Here is a 19,271-nt window from a genome sequence, read left to right on the forward strand (position 1 = left end):
GGAGATAGGAAGCGATGTCAATGGGTGGGCAGGTGCGACTGCCTACGATAGCCAATCTCTTGTTCATATTGATTTGTCATTAGTTCAGCCAGTTGCTTGTGGCACTGATAGCCAAAAGTGACGGCTCAATCTTGATATATTTCCTTAATGCCTTTCTTGCCCTTGCGAAAGTGAAGCCGGTGTTCACCACGTTGTCAAGAAGGAAGATGTCGGAATGTGCTTGCAGTGTCTCCTTGCAGTCGGCACTCTCCTTGACCCTTAATCCCGTCCTCACGCCTTTGAGGGAACTCTTGACTTTCTTGATGTCATATAGTTTCTTACGAGGTGTGCCCGAAAGAATGTCAACCACCTCGCAGTCCTGACGGATAATCCTTATCGTGTTGGCAAGTTCCAAAGTGTATTCTGCATTGCCGGAAGACTGCGGAACGGGTATCAACACTGCGTTGGGGGTTAGGATTTGAGAGAGAAGAAGTGCGGCGATAGCGATGGCGGTCGTATCGCTTTTCTTCACGTCCTTTGATAGTTTCCTCAACGAATGGGGATAAATCTCAGCGTTATCATACATTTTTCCATAAGAGCCTAACACCCTCAATTCCTTAATCGTAACCTTTTCTTTTGTCCGTTTCATAAGTAACTCAAAATTTTTTTCCCTTTGGTTTAAAGCCTTTTGGCTTCTCGCGTCCGGGTTGTTTTTTCGCTGCATACAAATACGGAGGACTAAGGTGGAGTAAGGCAAGCGTGGCAAGTGAAAAAAAACGGAATACCCAATTTTGAAGAAGGAAAAATTGTGGAAGGCTTCCGTATTCTTTCACGCAGCCAAGCCGGAGGCGATCGCTTGCCGTCGGCATCCGCCTCCGTAACTTTGTGGCGAAAAACTCACGGACGCGGTCAGCCATATTCAAAAAAGAGATTCTGTTAAGATAAATTAACAATAAGGTGCCTGATTTCTGCACCCATGCCGTTTATTTTTGCATCCAAAAACACCTTAAAATCTGCTATAAACTATCTTATGAATGTATTTCAAATATATAGAGCCGATACTTCGACAATACTCCCGTTGGTCTTTGCAGACGCCGGAATAAAGGCAGGCTTCCCAAGTCCTGCCCAGGACTACATAACGGAATCCATAGACCTTAACAAAGAATTGATAAGACATCCGGCTTCAACATTCTACGCCAAGGTTGTAGGAGATTCCATGTGTTCGGAAGGGATAACTGAAGGAGATATCCTTATAGTTGACCGTTCCATAGAGGCAGAACACGGGGATCTGGCGGTCTGCTGTCTTGACGGGGAGTTCACTTTGAAGCGTCTATGCCTCAACAGAGGAGACAGGATTTACCTCATGCCATCAAACCGCAAATACAAACCGATTGAGGTCACAAAGGACAACGACTTTATGATCTGGGGAGTGGTGATATACACGATAAAAGCCAACAGGCGCAGACAATCAGGAACTGAAAGATGGTAGGACTGATAGATTGCGATAATTTCTTTTGCAGTTGCGAGAGGGTATTCCGTCCCGATCTTGCAAGGACACCGATTGTCGTGCTAAGCAACAACGATGGGTGCGTTGTCGCGAGGAGCAAGGAGGTAAAGGCAATGGGTATTCCTGAAGGGATGCCGTATTATCAGCTGAAGGAACAGTACCCAAACTCCGGCATAGTGGCTTTCTCATCGAACTACGCATTATACGGCGATATGTCCTCACGTATAGTATCCATTCTTAGAGAGGAAGCACCAGATGTAATCCAATATTCGATAGACGAGGCTTTCCTTGACCTTACTGGGATGGATCATCTGGATTTGCACAAGTGGGGTGAGCAACTGTGTAGGAAAATCCTCAAATGTACCGGGATGCCTGTCAGCCTTGGAATAGCCTCATCGAATACCTTGGCAAAAATGGCAAGTAAATATGCAAAGAAATATCCCGCCTACAACAAATGCTGTGTCATAGGAACAGAGGAGCAAAGGGAGAAGGCATTAAGGCTTTTCCCTGTCAGCGATGTATGGGGTATCGGCCGACGTATAAGCAGAAAACTGGAATAAATAGGAGTAAACACAGCCTACGACTTTGCTGAACTGTCAAAGGATTATGTGAGAAGAAGATTCCATGTAACAGGAGAAAGGACATGGAAGGAACTGCATGGTGAACCTTGCATAGCTATCGACGGACTTGACGGCGTGACAAAGAAGACCATCGTAACCAGCCGGAGCTTTCCGGAAATGATAAGGGACCTGGCTGATTTAAGGAGCCATATCGCCAATTATGCCGCCCGGTGCGCATTGAAACTCAGACGGCAGAACTCCGTATGCTCATTGGTTACGGCATTCATACAGTCCAATCATTTCAGAGAGGATCTGATACAATATGACAGAAGCGCCTCACATTCCTTCCTTACACCTACCAATACCACAAGCGAGATAGTAGAGATGGCCACCCGTATTTTAGAGGCGATTTTCCGAAAAGGCATTTACTATAAAAGAGCCGGTATTATGGTCTCAGGTATATCTCCGGCTGATTCAATACAGCCCGACCTATTTGAGTATAGTCCGGAACGGAGCCAAAAGCTAAAGGCCCTTTCAACGGCTCTTGACAAGATAAACGGAAAGATGGGTGCTGATACACTTATGTTAGGAGCCCAGCAGTACACGGACAAAAGCGAAGACGGTAAGAGCGTCAAGTTTGTCAACGCAATACGTAGGGCGATGAAGTCACCCGACTATACGACATGTCTCGGAGCATTCACGGTGAACTAATCACGTCAAGCATTGCAAGCTGTATAATAGCCAGCCCCGGCTCTCACGAGTCAGGGCTGGCACGTTTTTGATGGCTAAAAACGACTTGTCTTATTATTTGGCAGTAAGAAAAGCTGTAAGTTATATGGTCAAGTAGTCAGGTTCAAGCAGGTTCCTGATATTCGTCAGTGCATTTCCCGGCATAAGCCTTTCGACAGTGGCAAGTTTCATTTTCAACTCAGGCAAAAGTCTGACACCGGGAAGAATAACCGCATGGTTGGCGATATGATCTTCTGTCTCCGTCAAGCCTTTCCGGAGTTTCATCGACTTCGTTTTCGGCATCAGAAAGCCTGTGAATTTTCGGAGAGAGGTCACTACGCAACGTCCATCGGAAGTTATCCAGTGACGGCATACTTCACGCGCCGAAGCATCTTTCAGTCGGTTTATAGCAGAGTATCGCAGAATCACCTCGAAAGTCCGCATGACCTGTATGCCTTCGACCACTTCAAGAGAGGCAAAGTACCGGGACATCATGCGTTTGGAGGCAAGCCAGTCCTGTTCCTCGATGATTTCCACTGTACGGCCACACTCTACGCATTTGACATAGCGTTCTTTTCCGGCATAAACCATAGTGTTGCCGCAACAGAAGCACACAGTCACAAGATTGTTCTGTCTTATGGCGATATGAGGACGCGCATAGTCGTTTACCCATCGGGCAATCTCCGGATCCTTTCGAGCAAGGTCTCTGTCAAGACGCTTCACCGTCTCCTGAAGTGGTGTTGTTTTCATATCCGGATCAATGAGCGAGGTTTGGATTTGAAGCCTCCAGCGACAGCTTGCGGAAGCGTTTGAGCAGAGGTTCGAGATCGAGCGAGGCACGACGGGCACGGAGTCCGGCAGACTTGTTGCCCTTGTCGAGCTGGGACTTGGCATTTTCACGGAATGTTTCCATCTGTGCGGAGATTTCATCTAAAAGTTCTTTCATTTTAGTCAGTGGTTGAATGGTTTATAAAAGAGGGATTTCAAAAGACTTGATAACGCAGTCGGCGTTCTTGTCAATGATGAACCAGTATTCGGAATGATACGGTTTGCCGTCGGCAGTCTTAGCCTCATACTCGACCTTGACTTTCCAGCCGGTAAATGGCTTCGGCTTATCGCTATTGTCAGGACCCAGACCGGTAAGACTTCTCAGGGCAGACATGGCTGACATCTGACGTTCCATAAGACCTGCAAGCTCAACATCATTGAAGTCAATATTCTCCATATTGTCGGTCTGTTCCATAACACGTGAGCTTATCTTCATCATTGATGTTGCGATTGCAACGCGCTCGTCAAGTGTGATATACTCGCGTCCGAAAACAGAGTCAGCATCACTGAACGCCTTTATCTCCACGGTCTCAGGGCAGTCGACACACGCCATAAGTGACTTTTCCGCTACAAGTCTTGCTCGTTCCTTGGTATTGTTGGAACTACAAGCGAAGAAAAAGATGCCGCCCCATATCAGCACCCCGCTTATCAGCAGGATGGCAAGTTTCATTCCCGGCTTCATATCTTAACGACTTGAAGTTTATCGGGTGAGAGGCCGAGACGCTTACGGTATATGGATCCGTCATCGCGGAACATCTCCAGTTCAGCAGACGTGATGCCGTTCCCGCAAATTTCCTGAGCCTCAGTGAGCGTGAGCTGGTGACCGCCGATATTGCGCCAGATTGAGAACTCGCATTTGTCTGTCGGACTGTTGAAGTTCGAGCAGTTGAAGGCGCGGCTTCCCACACGGATATCCCCTCCGCAGTGAGGACACTTGCCGATGACCGACTGCATAAGGACTTCACCATTGTCTGTAAGTTCCAGAACCGTCGGGAAAGCCTTGCCCTCCTTAGACATGAATCCGTCGAGCATGATACGACGGTTAGAAAGCAGTTCCGAGATTTCCTCGTCCGACATCTTGCGGTTTCCGAGGATACCGTTTATGACCACACTGCATGAAGGGTTGTCACCGATATTATTCTCACACCGATAACCCTTGCAAGTCTTGATGATGTTGCCGCCGCACTTAGGACAGCGGCCTACAATTTTCTTTTCAGATTCCATTTATTGATATAGTTTTTTGTAAGTTGTTTTCAATAATATTTGATGTTGTTCCAGTCGGTCACAAGACCGTTCACGATATTCTTCCCTGCCATTACCGAAGCCCATCCCTCCGGATCGAGCGAGAACCATAGGTCATTCCAAGAGAGGGTACGAACCTGCCATGCGAGAATGAACAGATCTGTGTTTATCCTCTCCAGACGTGTCACAACCTCATTGGCTACATAGTAGCGTTCAGCCGAATCGAGAAGATTCACCTTGTGCTTCTCCGTATTACCCTCTGCGTTTGTCACATTATAGCTTCCGGAAGTGACGAGCTGCTGCATGAAAGGATATAGAGCCGCCATCTGGGTGGCCGCGTCTGTTATCTCATCTGAGACAAGAGCGGCGATAGCCGTTCCTTTAAGGTTGCCCTTTACAGAGTTCTTCAGGAGAGTCGTGTTCTTAGGAATCTCCGTTGTCACAAGTTCAGCGGCACGTTTGATCTGGTACAGGTTCTGCATCGCACCTTGGGCATTCGACAGGTATTCCAGCATCTTGTTCTCGACGCTATGTACCTTGTCAAGCGCCAGGGTCACGGCAGTCTCCGCTGCGATTATCTTCTCTTGGGTCGTCTTCCGCTTCTTGTGGACGCTTTTCAGCTCCTCCGTCTGGAGGATGACGGCAGCTGTTAAAGTGGGGTCGGTCTGCTGGGCCATACATGGCAAGCCACTCGTCAATAATTTCAGAGATATGGCGAGGGTAACAGCACCTCCCTTTATAGATACCTTCATTATTCACAGTTTTAATGTTGATTTACGTTGTTCCGCAAGATTGCTCTCACGTTCATGTTTACTCTGAGTCAGGACTGTTTCCATTGGCTTGTTCATAAGGCAGTCGTTCCAGTCCTTGAAAGCCTTTGGCGGAGTCCATTGACCTACTTTGTGCCTGATAGAAATATTCCTGTCAACCTGTGCAGTGATGGGACTTTCGGGATCCAACTCAAAAGTTTTTCCCTTTGCCTCGACTTTCAGACCAAAGTCTGTTTTGGTAATCCTGATGGGAAAATCCTCCACAAGAGCCATAAGTCGTAACCCGTAGATGCGTCCGGCAATATCGTTGTCGAAACAGTCGATCGCTCTGGCATTGGGGAACCGTTCCATAGACTTCTGAATCTGACCGTCAGAAAATGTTCCACCAAGTGATACAAGTGCTATGTTACTGTCGAGACGGGCCCGGTTTATCTGATAGAAAGCCATCGCATCAAAGGCTGACTCGCAAAAGAATACAGACCTTACATTATCAATATTCCCTCCGGAAAGGTCAGCTACCCACGCGGCAGATGATGAGTTGGTCCCGGCGGCCTTAGACTTGTAGCCACCCATACCGCGTATCTCATAACCCTTGATACCGGACTCATCAGACTCAGTATAAGGGAAGCCGATATTGTAGCCGTCGAAATTCTCATTCCTTGTGTCGCGTATAAGCGAGATAAAGGGAGCGAGACTTTTGACAGTCTCATCAGATATGCCTCTCTGAGAGAAAATCCTCGGAATGCGCTGCGGATCCACCGGCCTCACCTCATACCTTGACTCATCGAAAACATGGCTCACATTAGCAGACCTGACATACCGGCTATCCTCCCTGAACTCAGGCTCCGGAACATTGGCGAAACGTGCCATGACCTTAGCCACCTTCTGCCAGTCATCCTTGCCGGACACGATGAAAGAGTTAAGATTCTCCTTTATAAAGGTGATGACATCCCCCTTGCTTCCGTCACGGCGGAAATAGACCTGTGAAGCCTTGTCCCGACGGTTACTGACTATGATGGTATCACACCTGTCCCGACCGTCTCCAAGCACCAGCTCGATATACTTGCCGACACCGGCCTTACGGTCAAGACGATAGCCGAGGGAGTAAGCCACATCATCAACCCCGACACGGGATTTCAGCTCCTTAAAGTTTATCTTATAGTCAGGCATTATTCAATTCATAATTAACTTCGTTCAAGCTAAAGCAAGTCAGAATGCATAACTCATAATTATCAGAGTGAAAGGGACTTTGATACGGATTTTCCGATTCCGGCAATCTCAGACTGATAGTGCTTACGGGCTGTCATATTCAGGAACGATTCCTTGTCCTTCATGTCAGTAAGCTGGAAATAGGTCTTTGCCGTTGATTTCTCGATAGGCTTCATCCCGAGGTCAACACCGTCGTATGAGGCACGGATCATATAGTCTCCGGAACGGGTCTTTAAGATGGCAGCGTTCTTGAAAGGGATCTCCTCATTCGGGTCAGGCGGGAGCCACGGGTCATTCTTGGCGAGATACGGCTGTTCACCAAGAGCGAGACGCTGCTTGTCAACATGGTCGAGGATAAGGTCAGACGCCTTGTTCACGTCTGCCATAATCGAGACAATGAACTTCGGTTCCTTCTTCAACACACTTATCCATGAATCAAGATAGGCTGCCGAATTGTCTGTAATCCTCGAGTCGAAACCCATTGAATGGCTTATCATCGCTGCCGTAAGTTCCGCTACAAGTTCCTCCTTTGCATATTTGGGATCGCCAAACTTACCTCCCATCTCTCGGTTGAGACGTTCAGGTGTCATTGTCGAGTGGGTCATTTCGTGCAGCATTGTGGAATAGAACTCCATACCGTCACGGTATATCTCCTCCGGAGTAGAGCCCGTGTTGAACTGCGCTTTCATCGGCAGAACCACGATGTCACGTGAGGGAGAATAGTATGCGCCGTTCTCACGTCTGTCAGCCTGAATGGGACACAGCCATGACTGTTGCTGTATCATACGGTCAAGAGCCGTGTGAGCATACATGCCCTGAGTGTCACGAAGTTCAGGAACCTTGAACTTGTCGATTAGTTTCTGCACACGTTCCGGCTGAACCTCACGGAGATTGGTCTGCTCGATATTATAGACGGGGAAAGCCTTGATGAATGGAATGACATCGAGATTCTTCCGCTCCTCCTTTGTCATAGCCTTATATTCGTCCGAGCTTATTTTCCTGCCGTCCTTGTCCTTGACCATCATATCCCAGTAGACTACCGGGAAAGCCTTTTCACCTTTCAGAACATGAGCTTTCAGGTTATTGGCCTGCTTGAAAGTGAGATAGACAGGGAGCTGATAGCCCTTGGCCGCAGTCTGGAGCTGGAGGAAGAAGGAATTGGAGCCGGAGTAGTTACGGCCACCTACATTCTGAGGGAGACCGGCATAGCCGTTGGCGCCGCCGATCCATCCCTTCTTCCAGTCGGAGTCCTTCATCTGCTCCATGCGGTCAATCATCATCTCGGCAAAGCGGTCGAGCGCGACTTGACCCGCACCCTCCGATTTGCCAGGAAATGAGAAGTTAGTTCCAGATGCCATAGTCCTCGTCGTCGATTACCTGTCTGTCCATAGCGGAGATCTCGGTCTGTTCGAGATAGAACTCAGCCGCATCGTCCGACGGTTCGACACCGTGTTCCTCACACCAACGGAGGAAATCCTTCTCGCTGTCGCCCTCCAGAACGAAGCGCAGATGACCGATTTTCTTTTCCTGTAGGAGCTGCACAAGCTCGTCATATTCTATTTTTGACATATTATCAGAGATTAGAATTTTCTTTGAATAGATTATTGTTGTGATGATCACATTTTCATGGAGGCTGACTTCTCCATCTTCATGGCGGGAGCGGCAAGGAGACTCTTGACCTCGTCGCCCACATACTTGGCGGCGATCTGCTCGCGTGTGGCAGTCTTAGTCTTATAAAGGGAATAGCCGTCATCGAACGACAACTCCTTCTTATCTGTCTTTCCACGCTCGCCGAGATCAACAGAAACCTTCCACTTGCCGTCTGAGCGGTCTTTGGCAATACGGATCTGTTCATTCTCGACTCCCTCCGGCAGACGGAACTGCTGATAGTGGGAAGAGAGATGCAGACGCTCACCGAAGTTCTTCTCTACGAGCTGTCCCGGGGTCATCACACGGTCGAAGTAGGCGTTCAGATCCTGACGAGATGCAACGGTAGACATCTTGTTCTCGCCAATCTGGGCATAGAACTTGTATTTGCCGAAATCGGGACGCTTCTCATCCTTCTCCTTATAGACATTGAACTTGTCTATGGTGATGTTCCCCTCCGGACCGGCGAGGACATTGGGTGTCTTGAAGGCCACCTCCGGAACTTTCGGCATAAGCTTTGTCGGATAATAACGTTCCATCAGCTGCGGAACGGTCATCTCCTTCTTCTGATAGGCAGCGAGGTCAGCCGGATCCATTTTCTGCGGCTTCAGCTGATCACCGTTGAGCTTGGCAGTGAAATACCAGTCCTGCGAGTCCTTGCCCTGAAAGGCGTGGCCGTGGGTGACCTTGTCGCCGTTTACGGTCACCATCTGAGGCTCACGGGGCTTACGCTCCTGCTGTGTTTCCTGCTTCTGTTCGGACTTGACATCCTGTTTCTTCTCGGCTTTGGCTTCAGTCTTGACTTCTGCCTTGGTCTCGGATTTAACCTCAGTCTTAGCCTCGGCTTTCGCCTTTGGCTGCTCCTGTTCAGGAGCCTTTTCTTTCTTTTTTCTTGGCATGGTAGTGTTTGTAAGTTGTGTTTCATCTGATTTGGAATGTGGTGCCTCCTTTTGGGATTTACCGACATCCTCTTTTTCGGTCTTTTTCTGCTTAGGGTCTTCAAGCTGCTCGCATATCGCAACCCTCATTCCGGCACGGACAAGCCTTGGCAGGTATGTATCAAGGGCGTTATGCTTGAAACTTGCAACCTCTGTCTTTACTCCTCCGATCATTATTGACTCGATTTCAAGTCCGAGAATCTGCTTTGCCTTGACTGCATCCTGCCTGTAAGTCAGGTATTCATCTTTGGTCCGGAAAAGGAGTACAGCATCGGGATGCTTTTTCTTCATCTCGTCGAACTGCCTCATAAGCGTCAGAGAATCCGCTGTTTCTGATTTTGTCATAAGCTTTTCGTTGGCTGAATCTGTCTGAATGCCGGAACTGATATAGTCCTGATACAAAGTATCGAGACTTTTTTTGAAATTCACTCTGGCAAGTTTTACCCTTTCCGCATACTCCTTCCTTTCATCAGGATGGTAATATCTTTGCTCGGTATGGTAATCCTCTTCGATGGTGAGCAGGTTATCCCATTCATCGTAAAGATCTTGTGGAAGGAGTGTCTTATCTCCGGAATACAGGTCATTCGGATTTATAAGGGAATCAAAATAAGCCCCGGCTTCATACAATCGGTCATTATTCACATTTTCATATCCGGTCATGTCTAAAGTTTAAGACCGTTGGATTCCTTGTCCTTTTGCGATTGACCGAACTTGATAGCCCTTTCAGTGGATTGCCGGTCAACGACCTGCTGATACTCCCAGCGGTTCTTATCGGTCATAACCAGGCCGATGTATTCGGGGTGCAGCTCGTCGTATTTGAGTTTTTGCTGACGTTCCCACTCCTTCATGTCGCCTTGAACGATTTTGAAGCCCTGCGGTTCCTTTAGGTCAATTCCGACGGTGACCTTCTCGCCTCCTACGTTGAGTTCCATAGGCTTGCCCTCGCGGACAGCCTGCTTCTGCTGAGTGCCGAGTTCGATGTCGTTGACCTTCTCCATGTCTTTGAGACGCTGTTCCACCTGAACATCAGTCACCCTCTTGTGAATGACGGATTTGGTTTCCGGATCGAGCTGGAGATACTGTTGTGTCTTCTCTCCGTTGAAGTCGACGCCCTTCTGAATTACTTCACCGCGTCGCAGACGCTCTGCCTCGTAGGGAGTGAGCTGAAGGATATTGTCGCGTTTCTCGTCAAAGGCTGCCTTGACCGGATAGGCGACAAGCAAGGGGTCTCCGTTTCTGTCGGCAACCATCTGGAGTTTGAGCGGTAACGTGATAACGTCACCATTTCGGGCATTGATTGATACCTGAACGAGAGGCGTGACTTCACCGGAAATCAGCTTCTCCTTTACCTCATCGGGCAGTCTGTCGGCTTTTTCCCGGTCAATGCCCAGCAGTGCCAGTTTCTGATATGGCAGAGCATTGGGTTGATTTCTGTTGTGATTTTCCATTTAGCGGTTATTGATAAGTTAAATTTGCGATGTCATTTCGCTTGAACGCTGCAAAATTATCTCCACGATAACCCACAGAAAGAAATGCACAACACTATTCCGCTTACAATACTGATGATGCTGACAGCTGTCACAGCGTCGGCACAGTTCTATACTATCACGAAAGAGAGTGAGATATCCGGCAATCCAGTCGTTAAAATAGTAGAAATGACTGAAATCAAAGAAGATAGCTATTTAAGTTCAGATTCAATCCAACAGATTGACAAAGAATCTGGGAAAGAAGAAAACTCAGGGCAGAACATACTGAATGGCCGAAAAAGTGACGATTACAAGTCCCCGAGGCCTGAATCCCCATACGATGCTAAAGAATTGGAGTCCAGAAGTGAGGAAATCTCAGATAATGGAGAGGGTCTTGCTGAACTGACAATACCCAATCTGCTTGCCGAAATAAAGAAGAACAATATCAAGTACCCGAAGATAGTACTGGCACAGGCAATACTCGAAACAGGCTGGTTCAAATCATCGGTGTGTAGAAACAAGCACAATCTATTCGGTCTGACGAATCCACATACCAAAACCTACTATGAGTTCAATCATTGGACCGAAAGTGTAAAGGCTTATTACGACCTCGTTCAGCATCGGTATAAAGGAGGCAATTATTTACTTTGGCTTGACAAAATAGGCTACGCTGAAGAAAAGACTTATATCAGGGCGTTGATCAGAGTCCTAAGACAGCTATGAAAAGAAAAGGCACCGGAAGCAGTTTTCCGATGCCTTTATCAATTTATTACTTGAAAATCTTGACACGTCCATAGAGATTTCCCCTTTGAACCTGCTTTCGATAACAGAGATAGAACTTAATGCAGAAGGCGGTGATAATTATGACTGAAACAAGCTGCCACCATTCCAATTCTCCCATAACTATGTGGATTGTGCGATCGATGATAGCCAGCCCCGATAGAATTGCAAGTGTAAGCCAAATATTTCTTTTTACTCTGTTACTCAACATGGCATTTCACTTGTATAGGTGCTTTTTTGAGAATGATATATGATGAAGACTCACGGCAATTAAGACGAACGATAGAGTCATTCTCGACATCAATCAGAACTATCTCAGGTAATATTTTTCGGAGTGCGTCCTCAGTAGCCATATTGTCACATGCCAGTTCAGTCATCGCACCATCGCCCAATTGGATAGAATCTCCTTTCTGGCTATATGTGCCGGCAAATGTATTGCAGTTTGTTATTATGGAATACCGTTCATCGTCAAAAGTTACATATTGTTTTGATCCCGGAACTTCTTCTGAAGGACGTATGTTATTTGAGTCATTGAAAACGATGTTTTCAATGTACCATTGACCTCTCAAATCAGGCACTGTCTTTTCCGGTTGCTCACTTGTACATGAATGAGTTTTCTCTGTTGAGCTTGAACTGGAGCAAGAACACAGAAGAATCAATAATAAAATGAATAGACTGCTGAATTTCATAATTTTAAGATTGTAATGTCAGTTCTTGGCAACTTCCTCCATAAAGATATTGGCTGGTTTGAATGCCGGGATATTATGTGCAGGAACGATGAGTGTTGTATTCTTGTTGATGTTTCTTGCAGTCTTTTCTGCCCGTTGCTTTACGATAAATGAACCGAAGCCACGCAGATACACGTTCTCCCCGTGTGCGAGACTGTCCTTGACCACTGCCATGAACTGCTCAATCACGTTGACAACTGTAGCCTTGTCAATGCCGGTGGCCTTTGCTATCTCTGTTGCTATCTCTGCCTTTGTCATTTTTTGGTATGTTTTGTTAGATGATTTTTACGAATACAAAATTAATAAAAATTGACGAGAAATCGTTATTTTTGTGTATGGCAAAGATAAGAAAACAAGGATATTACTGCCGGATATGCGGTGAATATAAAGCCAATGAGAAGTTCAGTGGCAAAGGACATGCACAGCATATCTGCAAGACCTGCATGTCCAACTTGAAGAAAAGAGACGCAATCAGTAATGATGATTCAGGGCTTTTTACTGTTGATGCGATTGATGAATGGGACGTTATCCCAATGGGAGATATGTTAGAACCAGACTACGATCCCAATAATCATGCTATAGACCCCATAATTCAAACAGAACCGGAACACAGGAAGTACATTAAACTCAATAAGCATGAGAAATCTGTATTAAAGGAACTGTGGATTGAAATTGTATCTCAATATTGGAGGCAAGACCACCAGATACCATTCGGCGAACATTATTCCCGATTGAAGAAAGAATTACTTGATATCCTTGAAGAGCAAGGTGATATTGCTCTGAAGGACGACAATGATCTTAAGGTATTTCTCCACGATTCAATGATTATTACTATCAACAAGCTACTCAAGTAAGAGTAAGATGAACTTATTAATACTTCAAAAGATAGGGTAACCTAAGAAAAGATTAGTGTATAAGCTTTTAATGTTTATTGAAAAATTATATGTTTACGAAAAGTCTACCCAGAATGAGTAGACTGAACGAAGGATGAAATCTTCACAGATGCCATATCCTGTTTCGATACGCTTTAAGTTCCACTTCAGGGAACTCAGCTATCGCTTTATCAAATTCCCGGAGTAATGCTACTTTGTCATCCGGCAATGCACCGGTAATTGGAACTGTATTTGAAATGTGATGTCCGAGAATATTGACCTTTATATTGAGTCGTTCAATCAATGTTCTCATCTCTATAAGTCTCTCTATCTCCGGTTCCTCTTCATAAGTTCCGTCAAGAACTTCATGATACAGTTCAGATTCCGGAAATATTGTGAGTGACACAATATTGATGATACAGGGATGGAGTTGATTGAGAATATCTGCTGTAGCAATGGCACTTTCAAGACCGTTACCTTTTCCTCCAAGACCATTGAGATAGAATACATTATACCGGATTCTCGCCTTGTCGAGTTTTGACAGTTGTTCAAGTATGTCTTTTGCCTGATAGCCCTTATTCATTCTTTCAAGAGTTTCATCATGTGCGGTTTCAATGCCGATATTGATACTGTCAAGTTTCATGTGACGAAGATTTTTAAGTTCCTCTACGGTCTTTGGCGCGATATCTGTAACTCTGGCAAACATACCAAAAGAGACTAAGTTCGGGAGGTATTTTCTGAGCAGAATCGCCACATGCATGAGCTTGTTGTAGCTCAAGGCAAAAGGATTGGCCCCCGTTAGATAAACTCGTCTGGCTCTTGGTTGCCACTGTCTTATTACTTTCAGATCTGCCTCTATCTCTGATAAAGGTGACACACGGAAGGGTGTGCCATGATAAAGGCTACAGAATTTGCACTTGTGCCAGGTGCACCCCGATGTTACTTGTAGAAGTTGTGAGCTTGCTTTGTATGGAGGACGCCAAACCTGCCCTCTGAAATGTAGTTGCGGATATATCATATCTCGATTATTTTTTGTAATTTTGTACGCAAAATTAAGTGATAATGAGAGGCTAAGCAATAACTTACCAGATGGTTTGACACTTACCGAAAAGTTTGTTTTGCTTATTTTCAATATTTTCTGAGAGGTCAGATATGGCAAAAAAATTAGACTATGAATACTGCAAGGCAGCCCCGATGCTTGAATGGTTTGGAAACAAATGGGCTCTGGTTGTTCTCGTGAAAATATCCGAGAATGAGCCGGTACGCTTTAACGAACTATATAGAACCATACCAACTGTATCAGAGAAAGTCCTTTCGCAAGTGCTTCGTCAATTGACTACAGATGGCTTAATCCATCGAGAGTTGTTTCCAGATGTGCCTCCCCGTACTGAATACTCTGTTACTGAGCTTGGCAATACACTTTTACCCCATGTTGAAGCGTTAATAGAATGGGGTCAGGAGAATTTTGAGCAAATTATGATAAACCGACGAAACTGTAAGTGAGTATGTTTGCACTTTATCCTAGATGCTTAAATAGGATACATAACAAACTTATTTAGCAGAAATGAAGTATGAAAATGAGAACAAAGTTTGATGACAGAATACTCAAAATATCTAATCCGACCTTTGATAAAGTTGGTTGTTTCGCCACAGCTAATAAGATTACATTCACAACAGATTGCGAGTCAAATGGTAATATTAAAGTTAACTCTCTAGTTCTTTCTGACTTATTTGGTTTAGGGCATTCCCAAAATAATGATTACAGTACCGTTAGTATTGACAACCTTTTTTCAGAAATAAAAAACAAAGGATATATCAGTTTTTCTAAATACAATAACACTCAAATAAAGTCCTTATTTGAGAAACCAATAGTAGTCACAATTATCAAGAATAATGAGTTATATGAACTTGTATGCGATAGAGTAGTTCAGGTACGAGGAGATGAATTAAAATTATATCTAAATAACTCTATAAATCCATTTTCAGGTGAGTCTTATCGAATTTTGAATAAAAAAGAGTTAGAGAAGTTGGGTATAAATGAGCATTGGGAAGAAATCCCAAAGAAGCATTACTGGGATAATGTAACTTTTTTTTGTTATTATGTGGAATTCTCAATGAAAGATGTATATTCGATTGAAACTGTCGGTAAGACAATCATAGAAGAAAGAGAATTTACTGAATTTGGAGAAAAGTTTTGGACTCCAGATGGTATAGTATTTAAGTCATTGAATTTAGTTATAGATTATGATAAAAAGATGATATCCGGTTCTTATTCTGACACATTTGAGGGAATGGGTGGAAGACGAACTTCAAATGGTTGGGAAGATAAATATATTTCACAATATGGTTTCTTTTATCGATCTTTTGATCTGATATCGTCAATGACTACATACATTAAAGATTTATGTGTGCAGTTCTCTGACTTAGGCGCAAAGGTTGAGGTGGGTAATAATTCTATTGACTCTTCTCAATCATTATTAACTAATCATATCTGCATATGTTTCCCAAAACCGTTACCATTTAAGGATATTAACGAAGTTTTAAGATTTAACGTAAGCGGTTCTACATATGATTATTATGATTAAAGTCACCCTATTCTAGTACCATAATAAATATATTTATCTATTTAAAGAGAGGAATAGAAATAACAAATGACATGGATAAAAGGCGTAGAAACTGTATTTGGCGACGGTGCCTTTGATGTTTCCACGTGTGCCATCATAAAGGAAGATGACGATTGAGGCGAGGATTGCCCCGGCAATGCCGTAGTGCATCATCAGAGGGAAAGTGAAAAGAATCTGGATTATCGCCTGAGAGGGGAAGCAGATGTGATGGTGACTGAGCCAAGGAATAATTGTCTGATGTCGTAGCATATAGAACATTGCTATCATCAAGATACCGCGCCACTCATAATCTACGCCTGACCACCATGCCAGACAACATAGAATAAGTATCGAGAAGCAACACAGTGGCCCGTGTTCACATAAACGGTCAAACACAGCAAGTGTGGCCACTCCAAGAGAGAGGGAGAACATGACATTGTGGGTTCCGTCATAGCCATTGAGCAAGTTCCATGGAATCTCACTTAACAGTGCGAATCCAAGCAGAGTAAGGAAATAACGTGTCCGGCTTCGGGTATGGGCGAAGCCTTCCGCAATTAGGAACGCGAATACCGGGAATGCGATACGTCCGAAACAACGGAGTACATTATATAAAGGAGTGTCCGGCTCCATCAGGAAATAAGCGCAGTGGTCGGCAGCCATCGACAGCACGGCAATAATCTTCAGTGCGCTTCCACTCAGACGGAGTGAAAGCGGCACTGAAAACGATTTGGATATAAGCGTATTCTCCATAAGTAATATATTAAGCGATACCAAGAAGTTCCTTGACCATTGCTTCCACCTCCTGATTGACACGCTTGAAATTGCGGTTAAGCATGATTTCCTTTTCGCGGTCGTTCTTAAATTCATAGATTTTGGGAAGATCAACATAGTGACTTTCCTCGTCCTTGATTTTTTTCATGTCAAAGTTCGTCTTACAGAAGTACTTGGTAGTTTTGAACTCCTCGGACTGCTCGATGTCGAAGCTCGACAGCATCTTCTTGTCAGTGGCGGTGAAATCTCGTGCCGCCTGACCTGCAAGCCAACCTGTAGCCATGTCAGCAATCTTCGCCGCAGGAACCAGATAGTCAAGTTTTTCTGAAATCGAGGTTGAAATTTTGCTGTCGTTGATAGTGATAGATGTGCTTGTCTGTTTAGCCTTTCCAAACACGTCATTCTGCGCCCATTCTAAAGTCTCCTTATTCCTGGCTGCTCCCATAAATATATTACCGCAAGTAGTGATAATCTTCTGCATACCCACTTTCCCATAGTCAGCCTCCAACTGAGGAAGTTCCTGAAAACCGAGAGTTACGGCAACCTTGTTGCTACGGGCTGTTCCTATGAGTCGGTCAATCTTGTGAAAGTACAACGTAGGTAACTCGTCGACAATGATGCTGACCGGGAGGTTTCCTTTTGAGTTTACACGGGTAATAAGACGGTTGAGCACAAGAGCGTTGAGCGAACCGATTACCTGTTCCTTCTCCGGGTCGTTGGCAATGACGAGATAACTTGGTGCCTTCGGGTCTGAAATCTTCAAGTCAAAGTCGTCGCCTGTGAACACCCAATATGCCTCCGGAGATACCAGACGGGCAGCATTGACACGCAGTGTACCGACCATACCTTCCAACTGGTCGTTGGCTTTGTTCTCGTAGGCACTCTTGAAGGGAGCCATAAGGGAGGAAATCTTATCGTCCATCATCAGGATGTCGAATACTTCCGAATACTTGCGACCGAGGAAAGAAAGGACATGCGGCATATCCGAATATTCGCCGGTTATTGTATCGGGTTCAACCTCATTCCCGGCTTCGTCCTCATACCAGCAACGCTCAATCAGGATTCTGTTTCCTGCGCGGTCAAGATAAGAGAAATTGTTAAGGTCAACGAACATATGGTCTTCATCAGTCGAAACATCCCTGCCTGTACTATCAACGAAATCGAGAATTACGTTACCTTTCTCGTCGATAGCATTGAACTCGTCCCAATGCCGTATCACCAGCTCCAGTTTTCTCCCTTTATGTGAGATATAGCGTTTCAGCTTCTTACCGTCCTTGAATCCAGTTGGACGGAAGTTGACAAAGAAATAGATGATAGCAGCCAGAAAGTTCTCCGCAGAATTGGTGAAAAAAGCCTCTGAACCACCTTTTTTCTCCCCGCCTCCTTTATTGAGGGAGGCGAGGAGAGTGGCGGCGGTTTCTGAAGCCGCAGCCAAGTCAGGAATATACTTTCTCTGAATCGGATTTATGCGGTTTGAGTACTCCACATTGGTAAAGTTGACCTGTCTGAAACCACAGTTCTCCGGTAATTTTCCTGCCTTGCGGTTTTTACAGAACTGATAGAAAAGTGTCTTTGCGAGTGTCGGCCACTTGTAATCATATACCATCATGGCGAAACCCTTAGCGGCATGTTGTCTAATGAAAGGATCGATGATACCGAAAGACTTACCCGAACCCGGTGTACCTAGCACAATCGTCCCTCGGAACGGGTTGCCTATATTGATAAACCCTTGATGTAGACGGCGTTTCCAATAGTAGAGCATGGGGATATTCACCGAATACGGTGTCTCGGTAATCTTCTCCGACTGCTCGAATGATTCATTCTCAAAGTTAAATCTGTCTTCTCCGACCTTGTGGTTGTAATACTTGGCGATACCGTCAAGTCCCTGATGAAATAGCATTGTGCCGACAACTGAACAGAAAGCATATAGTATGCGGTTTGCAGGAAATCCCATCCATCTCATACCCCAATCCATTCCATGGAAGATGAAGCATAGTCCGACAAGGGTGACTCCGGCAAGAGCCGGGTAAATCACCATAGTCTTCAGGTTGAACTTCAAAGCCTTCTTCGCCTTGGTGCCGATAGCCACCACACAGATACAGATCAACTCACATATCTTGCACCCGGCAACCGAGTTGAACACCTTGAAACGTGCGAACAAGTCAAGGATGAACTGAGTGATCTTATTGTCAGCCGTGATAGGCAGGTTCATCACGATCTCGATTATCAGGAAGAAGTAGATGCAGCTGCGGAAGTAGTTATACATCTGCTGCTGTTCCTTGGTTTCCTCAAAAGCCATAGTGAAAATGTTTATTTCAATAGCAAATCTCTAATCTCAACTTCCTTTGCCAGACGATTGACGAAATCTAAAAGTTTCTCCTGACCCCATCGGCCATCTCTTGGAATAACACTGCGTTTGTTTCCAGTTTATTTAAATTTCCACTTCCGTATTTCTTAATATACCATACATAGGAGCGGAGTAGATCCGATGATAATGATGAGATAGCATCAAGGGCGTTAATGAGCATTAGTATAGAAGCATTTGAAAGCTTAGATTCATCTATATGCGTCATTGCTTTGATCATAACGTCAATCCGCTCTTTGACGTTATCCAATTTGTTTTCGTTGAGCATTTTTATTAG

The 19,271-nt window shown here is 45.1% G+C and carries 25 protein-coding genes; 7 read left to right on the top strand and 18 right to left on the bottom strand.

What is annotated here, in order from left to right:
* Positions 1-79: 79 nt before the first annotated feature.
* Together K2G41_RS04630 and K2G41_RS04635 are read right to left on the bottom strand one after the other, a co-directional pair.
* Entirely contained in the window at positions 80-628 is a 549-nt protein-coding gene (locus K2G41_RS04630) for a hypothetical protein (protein WP_300115146.1), read from the bottom strand.
* 7 nt (positions 629-635) lie between these two features.
* On the bottom strand, positions 636-896 hold the full coding sequence (locus tag K2G41_RS04635; RefSeq protein WP_300115150.1) for a hypothetical protein: 261 nt from the start codon (positions 894-896) through the stop codon (positions 636-638).
* 113 nt (positions 897-1,009) lie between these two features.
* On the opposite strand from K2G41_RS04635, the gene umuD reads away from it, so the two are divergent.
* The 3 genes from umuD to K2G41_RS04650 are packed head-to-tail and all read left to right on the top strand — an operon-like array spanning position 1,010 to position 2,757.
* The gene (gene umuD, locus K2G41_RS04640; protein WP_300115269.1) at positions 1,010-1,468 is read left to right on the top strand and encodes a translesion error-prone DNA polymerase V autoproteolytic subunit; all 459 of its coding nucleotides are present in this window, start codon (positions 1,010-1,012) and stop codon (positions 1,466-1,468) included.
* Positions 1,462-2,046, top strand: coding sequence for a hypothetical protein (locus K2G41_RS04645; protein ID WP_300115153.1), 585 nt, complete (start codon positions 1,462-1,464; stop codon positions 2,044-2,046). Before umuD ends, K2G41_RS04645 begins: the two co-directional genes overlap by 7 nt.
* A gap of 48 nt (positions 2,047-2,094) precedes the next feature.
* Entirely contained in the window at positions 2,095-2,757 is a 663-nt protein-coding gene (locus tag K2G41_RS04650) for a DUF4113 domain-containing protein (RefSeq protein WP_300115156.1), read from the top strand.
* Between the two features lie 120 nt (positions 2,758-2,877).
* On the opposite strand, the gene K2G41_RS04655 is transcribed toward K2G41_RS04650, so the two are convergent.
* From K2G41_RS04655 to K2G41_RS04700, 10 genes are all read right to left on the bottom strand, one after another.
* Positions 2,878-3,525: a hypothetical protein gene (locus tag K2G41_RS04655; RefSeq protein WP_300115159.1), complete on the bottom strand. Its 648-nt coding sequence runs from the start codon at positions 3,523-3,525 to the stop codon at positions 2,878-2,880.
* Positions 3,526-3,532: 7 nt separating this feature from the next.
* Positions 3,533-3,721, bottom strand: coding sequence for a histone H1 (locus K2G41_RS04660; protein ID WP_300115162.1), 189 nt, complete (start codon positions 3,719-3,721; stop codon positions 3,533-3,535).
* A 21-nt stretch (positions 3,722-3,742) separates the two neighbouring features.
* Entirely contained in the window at positions 3,743-4,285 is a 543-nt protein-coding gene (locus K2G41_RS04665; protein WP_300115165.1) for a hypothetical protein, read from the bottom strand.
* Positions 4,282-4,827: a topoisomerase C-terminal repeat-containing protein gene (locus K2G41_RS04670; RefSeq protein ID WP_300115168.1), complete on the bottom strand. Its 546-nt coding sequence runs from the start codon at positions 4,825-4,827 to the stop codon at positions 4,282-4,284. Before K2G41_RS04670 ends, K2G41_RS04665 begins: the two co-directional genes overlap by 4 nt.
* A 29-nt stretch (positions 4,828-4,856) precedes the next feature.
* A complete protein-coding gene (locus K2G41_RS04675) occupies positions 4,857-5,522 on the bottom strand; it encodes a hypothetical protein (protein ID WP_300115272.1) in 666 nt (221 codons plus the stop codon).
* 78 nt (positions 5,523-5,600) lie between these two features.
* Entirely contained in the window at positions 5,601-6,785 is a 1,185-nt protein-coding gene (locus tag K2G41_RS04680; protein WP_300115171.1) for a toprim domain-containing protein, read from the bottom strand.
* 62 nt (positions 6,786-6,847) lie between these two features.
* Entirely contained in the window at positions 6,848-8,182 is a 1,335-nt protein-coding gene (locus tag K2G41_RS04685; RefSeq protein WP_300115174.1) for an ArdC-like ssDNA-binding domain-containing protein, read from the bottom strand.
* On the bottom strand, positions 8,166-8,393 hold the full coding sequence (locus tag K2G41_RS04690) for a hypothetical protein (RefSeq protein WP_300115177.1): 228 nt from the start codon (positions 8,391-8,393) through the stop codon (positions 8,166-8,168). Before K2G41_RS04690 ends, K2G41_RS04685 begins: the two co-directional genes overlap by 17 nt.
* A 47-nt stretch (positions 8,394-8,440) precedes the next feature.
* On the bottom strand, positions 8,441-9,754 hold the full coding sequence (locus K2G41_RS04695) for a DNA mismatch repair protein MutS (protein ID WP_300115275.1): 1,314 nt from the start codon (positions 9,752-9,754) through the stop codon (positions 8,441-8,443).
* Positions 9,755-10,071: 317 nt separating this feature from the next.
* Positions 10,072-10,857 (bottom strand): DUF4099 domain-containing protein, encoded by a 786-nt coding sequence (locus tag K2G41_RS04700; RefSeq protein ID WP_300115180.1) that lies wholly within the window; start codon positions 10,855-10,857, stop codon positions 10,072-10,074.
* 84 nt (positions 10,858-10,941) lie between these two features.
* Between K2G41_RS04700 and K2G41_RS04705 the strand changes: the two genes are divergently transcribed.
* Entirely contained in the window at positions 10,942-11,598 is a 657-nt protein-coding gene (locus tag K2G41_RS04705; RefSeq protein ID WP_300115183.1) for a glucosaminidase domain-containing protein, read from the top strand.
* Positions 11,599-11,855: 257 nt separating this feature from the next.
* On the opposite strand, the gene K2G41_RS04710 is transcribed toward K2G41_RS04705, so the two are convergent.
* Positions 11,856-12,344, bottom strand: coding sequence for an META domain-containing protein (locus tag K2G41_RS04710; protein WP_300115186.1), 489 nt, complete (start codon positions 12,342-12,344; stop codon positions 11,856-11,858).
* A gap of 18 nt (positions 12,345-12,362) precedes the next feature.
* Positions 12,363-12,641 (bottom strand): HU family DNA-binding protein, encoded by a 279-nt coding sequence (locus K2G41_RS04715; RefSeq protein WP_300115189.1) that lies wholly within the window; start codon positions 12,639-12,641, stop codon positions 12,363-12,365.
* Positions 12,642-12,718: 77 nt separating this feature from the next.
* Between K2G41_RS04715 and K2G41_RS04720 the strand changes: the two genes are divergently transcribed.
* The gene (locus K2G41_RS04720; RefSeq protein ID WP_300115192.1) at positions 12,719-13,237 is read left to right on the top strand and encodes a hypothetical protein; all 519 of its coding nucleotides are present in this window, start codon (positions 12,719-12,721) and stop codon (positions 13,235-13,237) included.
* Positions 13,238-13,379: 142 nt separating this feature from the next.
* Here K2G41_RS04720 and K2G41_RS04725 read toward each other — a convergent pair whose 3' ends face one another.
* Positions 13,380-14,273 carry a radical SAM protein gene (locus K2G41_RS04725; protein WP_300115277.1) on the bottom strand — a complete coding sequence of 298 codons (894 nt, stop codon included), beginning with the start codon at positions 14,271-14,273 and terminating at the stop codon, positions 13,380-13,382.
* Between the two features lie 134 nt (positions 14,274-14,407).
* Here K2G41_RS04725 and K2G41_RS04730 point away from each other — a divergent pair, with 134 nt between their 5' ends.
* Both K2G41_RS04730 and K2G41_RS04735 read left to right on the top strand, forming a co-directional pair.
* The gene (locus K2G41_RS04730; protein WP_300115195.1) at positions 14,408-14,758 is read left to right on the top strand and encodes a helix-turn-helix domain-containing protein; all 351 of its coding nucleotides are present in this window, start codon (positions 14,408-14,410) and stop codon (positions 14,756-14,758) included.
* Between the two features lie 68 nt (positions 14,759-14,826).
* The gene (locus tag K2G41_RS04735) at positions 14,827-15,840 is read left to right on the top strand and encodes a hypothetical protein (protein WP_300115198.1); all 1,014 of its coding nucleotides are present in this window, start codon (positions 14,827-14,829) and stop codon (positions 15,838-15,840) included.
* 33 nt (positions 15,841-15,873) lie between these two features.
* Here K2G41_RS04735 and K2G41_RS04740 read toward each other — a convergent pair whose 3' ends face one another.
* The 3 genes from K2G41_RS04740 to K2G41_RS04750 form a co-directional block, all read right to left on the bottom strand.
* Entirely contained in the window at positions 15,874-16,608 is a 735-nt protein-coding gene (locus tag K2G41_RS04740; protein WP_300115201.1) for a TraX family protein, read from the bottom strand.
* 10 nt (positions 16,609-16,618) lie between these two features.
* Positions 16,619-18,928: a type IV secretory system conjugative DNA transfer family protein gene (locus K2G41_RS04745; RefSeq protein WP_300115204.1), complete on the bottom strand. Its 2,310-nt coding sequence runs from the start codon at positions 18,926-18,928 to the stop codon at positions 16,619-16,621.
* Between the two features lie 67 nt (positions 18,929-18,995).
* Entirely contained in the window at positions 18,996-19,262 is a 267-nt protein-coding gene (locus tag K2G41_RS04750; protein WP_300115207.1) for a hypothetical protein, read from the bottom strand.
* Positions 19,263-19,271: the final 9 nt, after the last annotated feature.

Origin of the sequence: Duncaniella sp. (assembly GCF_029056165.1) — a bacterium.
In the GTDB taxonomy this organism is placed as follows: Bacteria; Bacteroidota; Bacteroidia; order Bacteroidales; family Muribaculaceae; genus Duncaniella.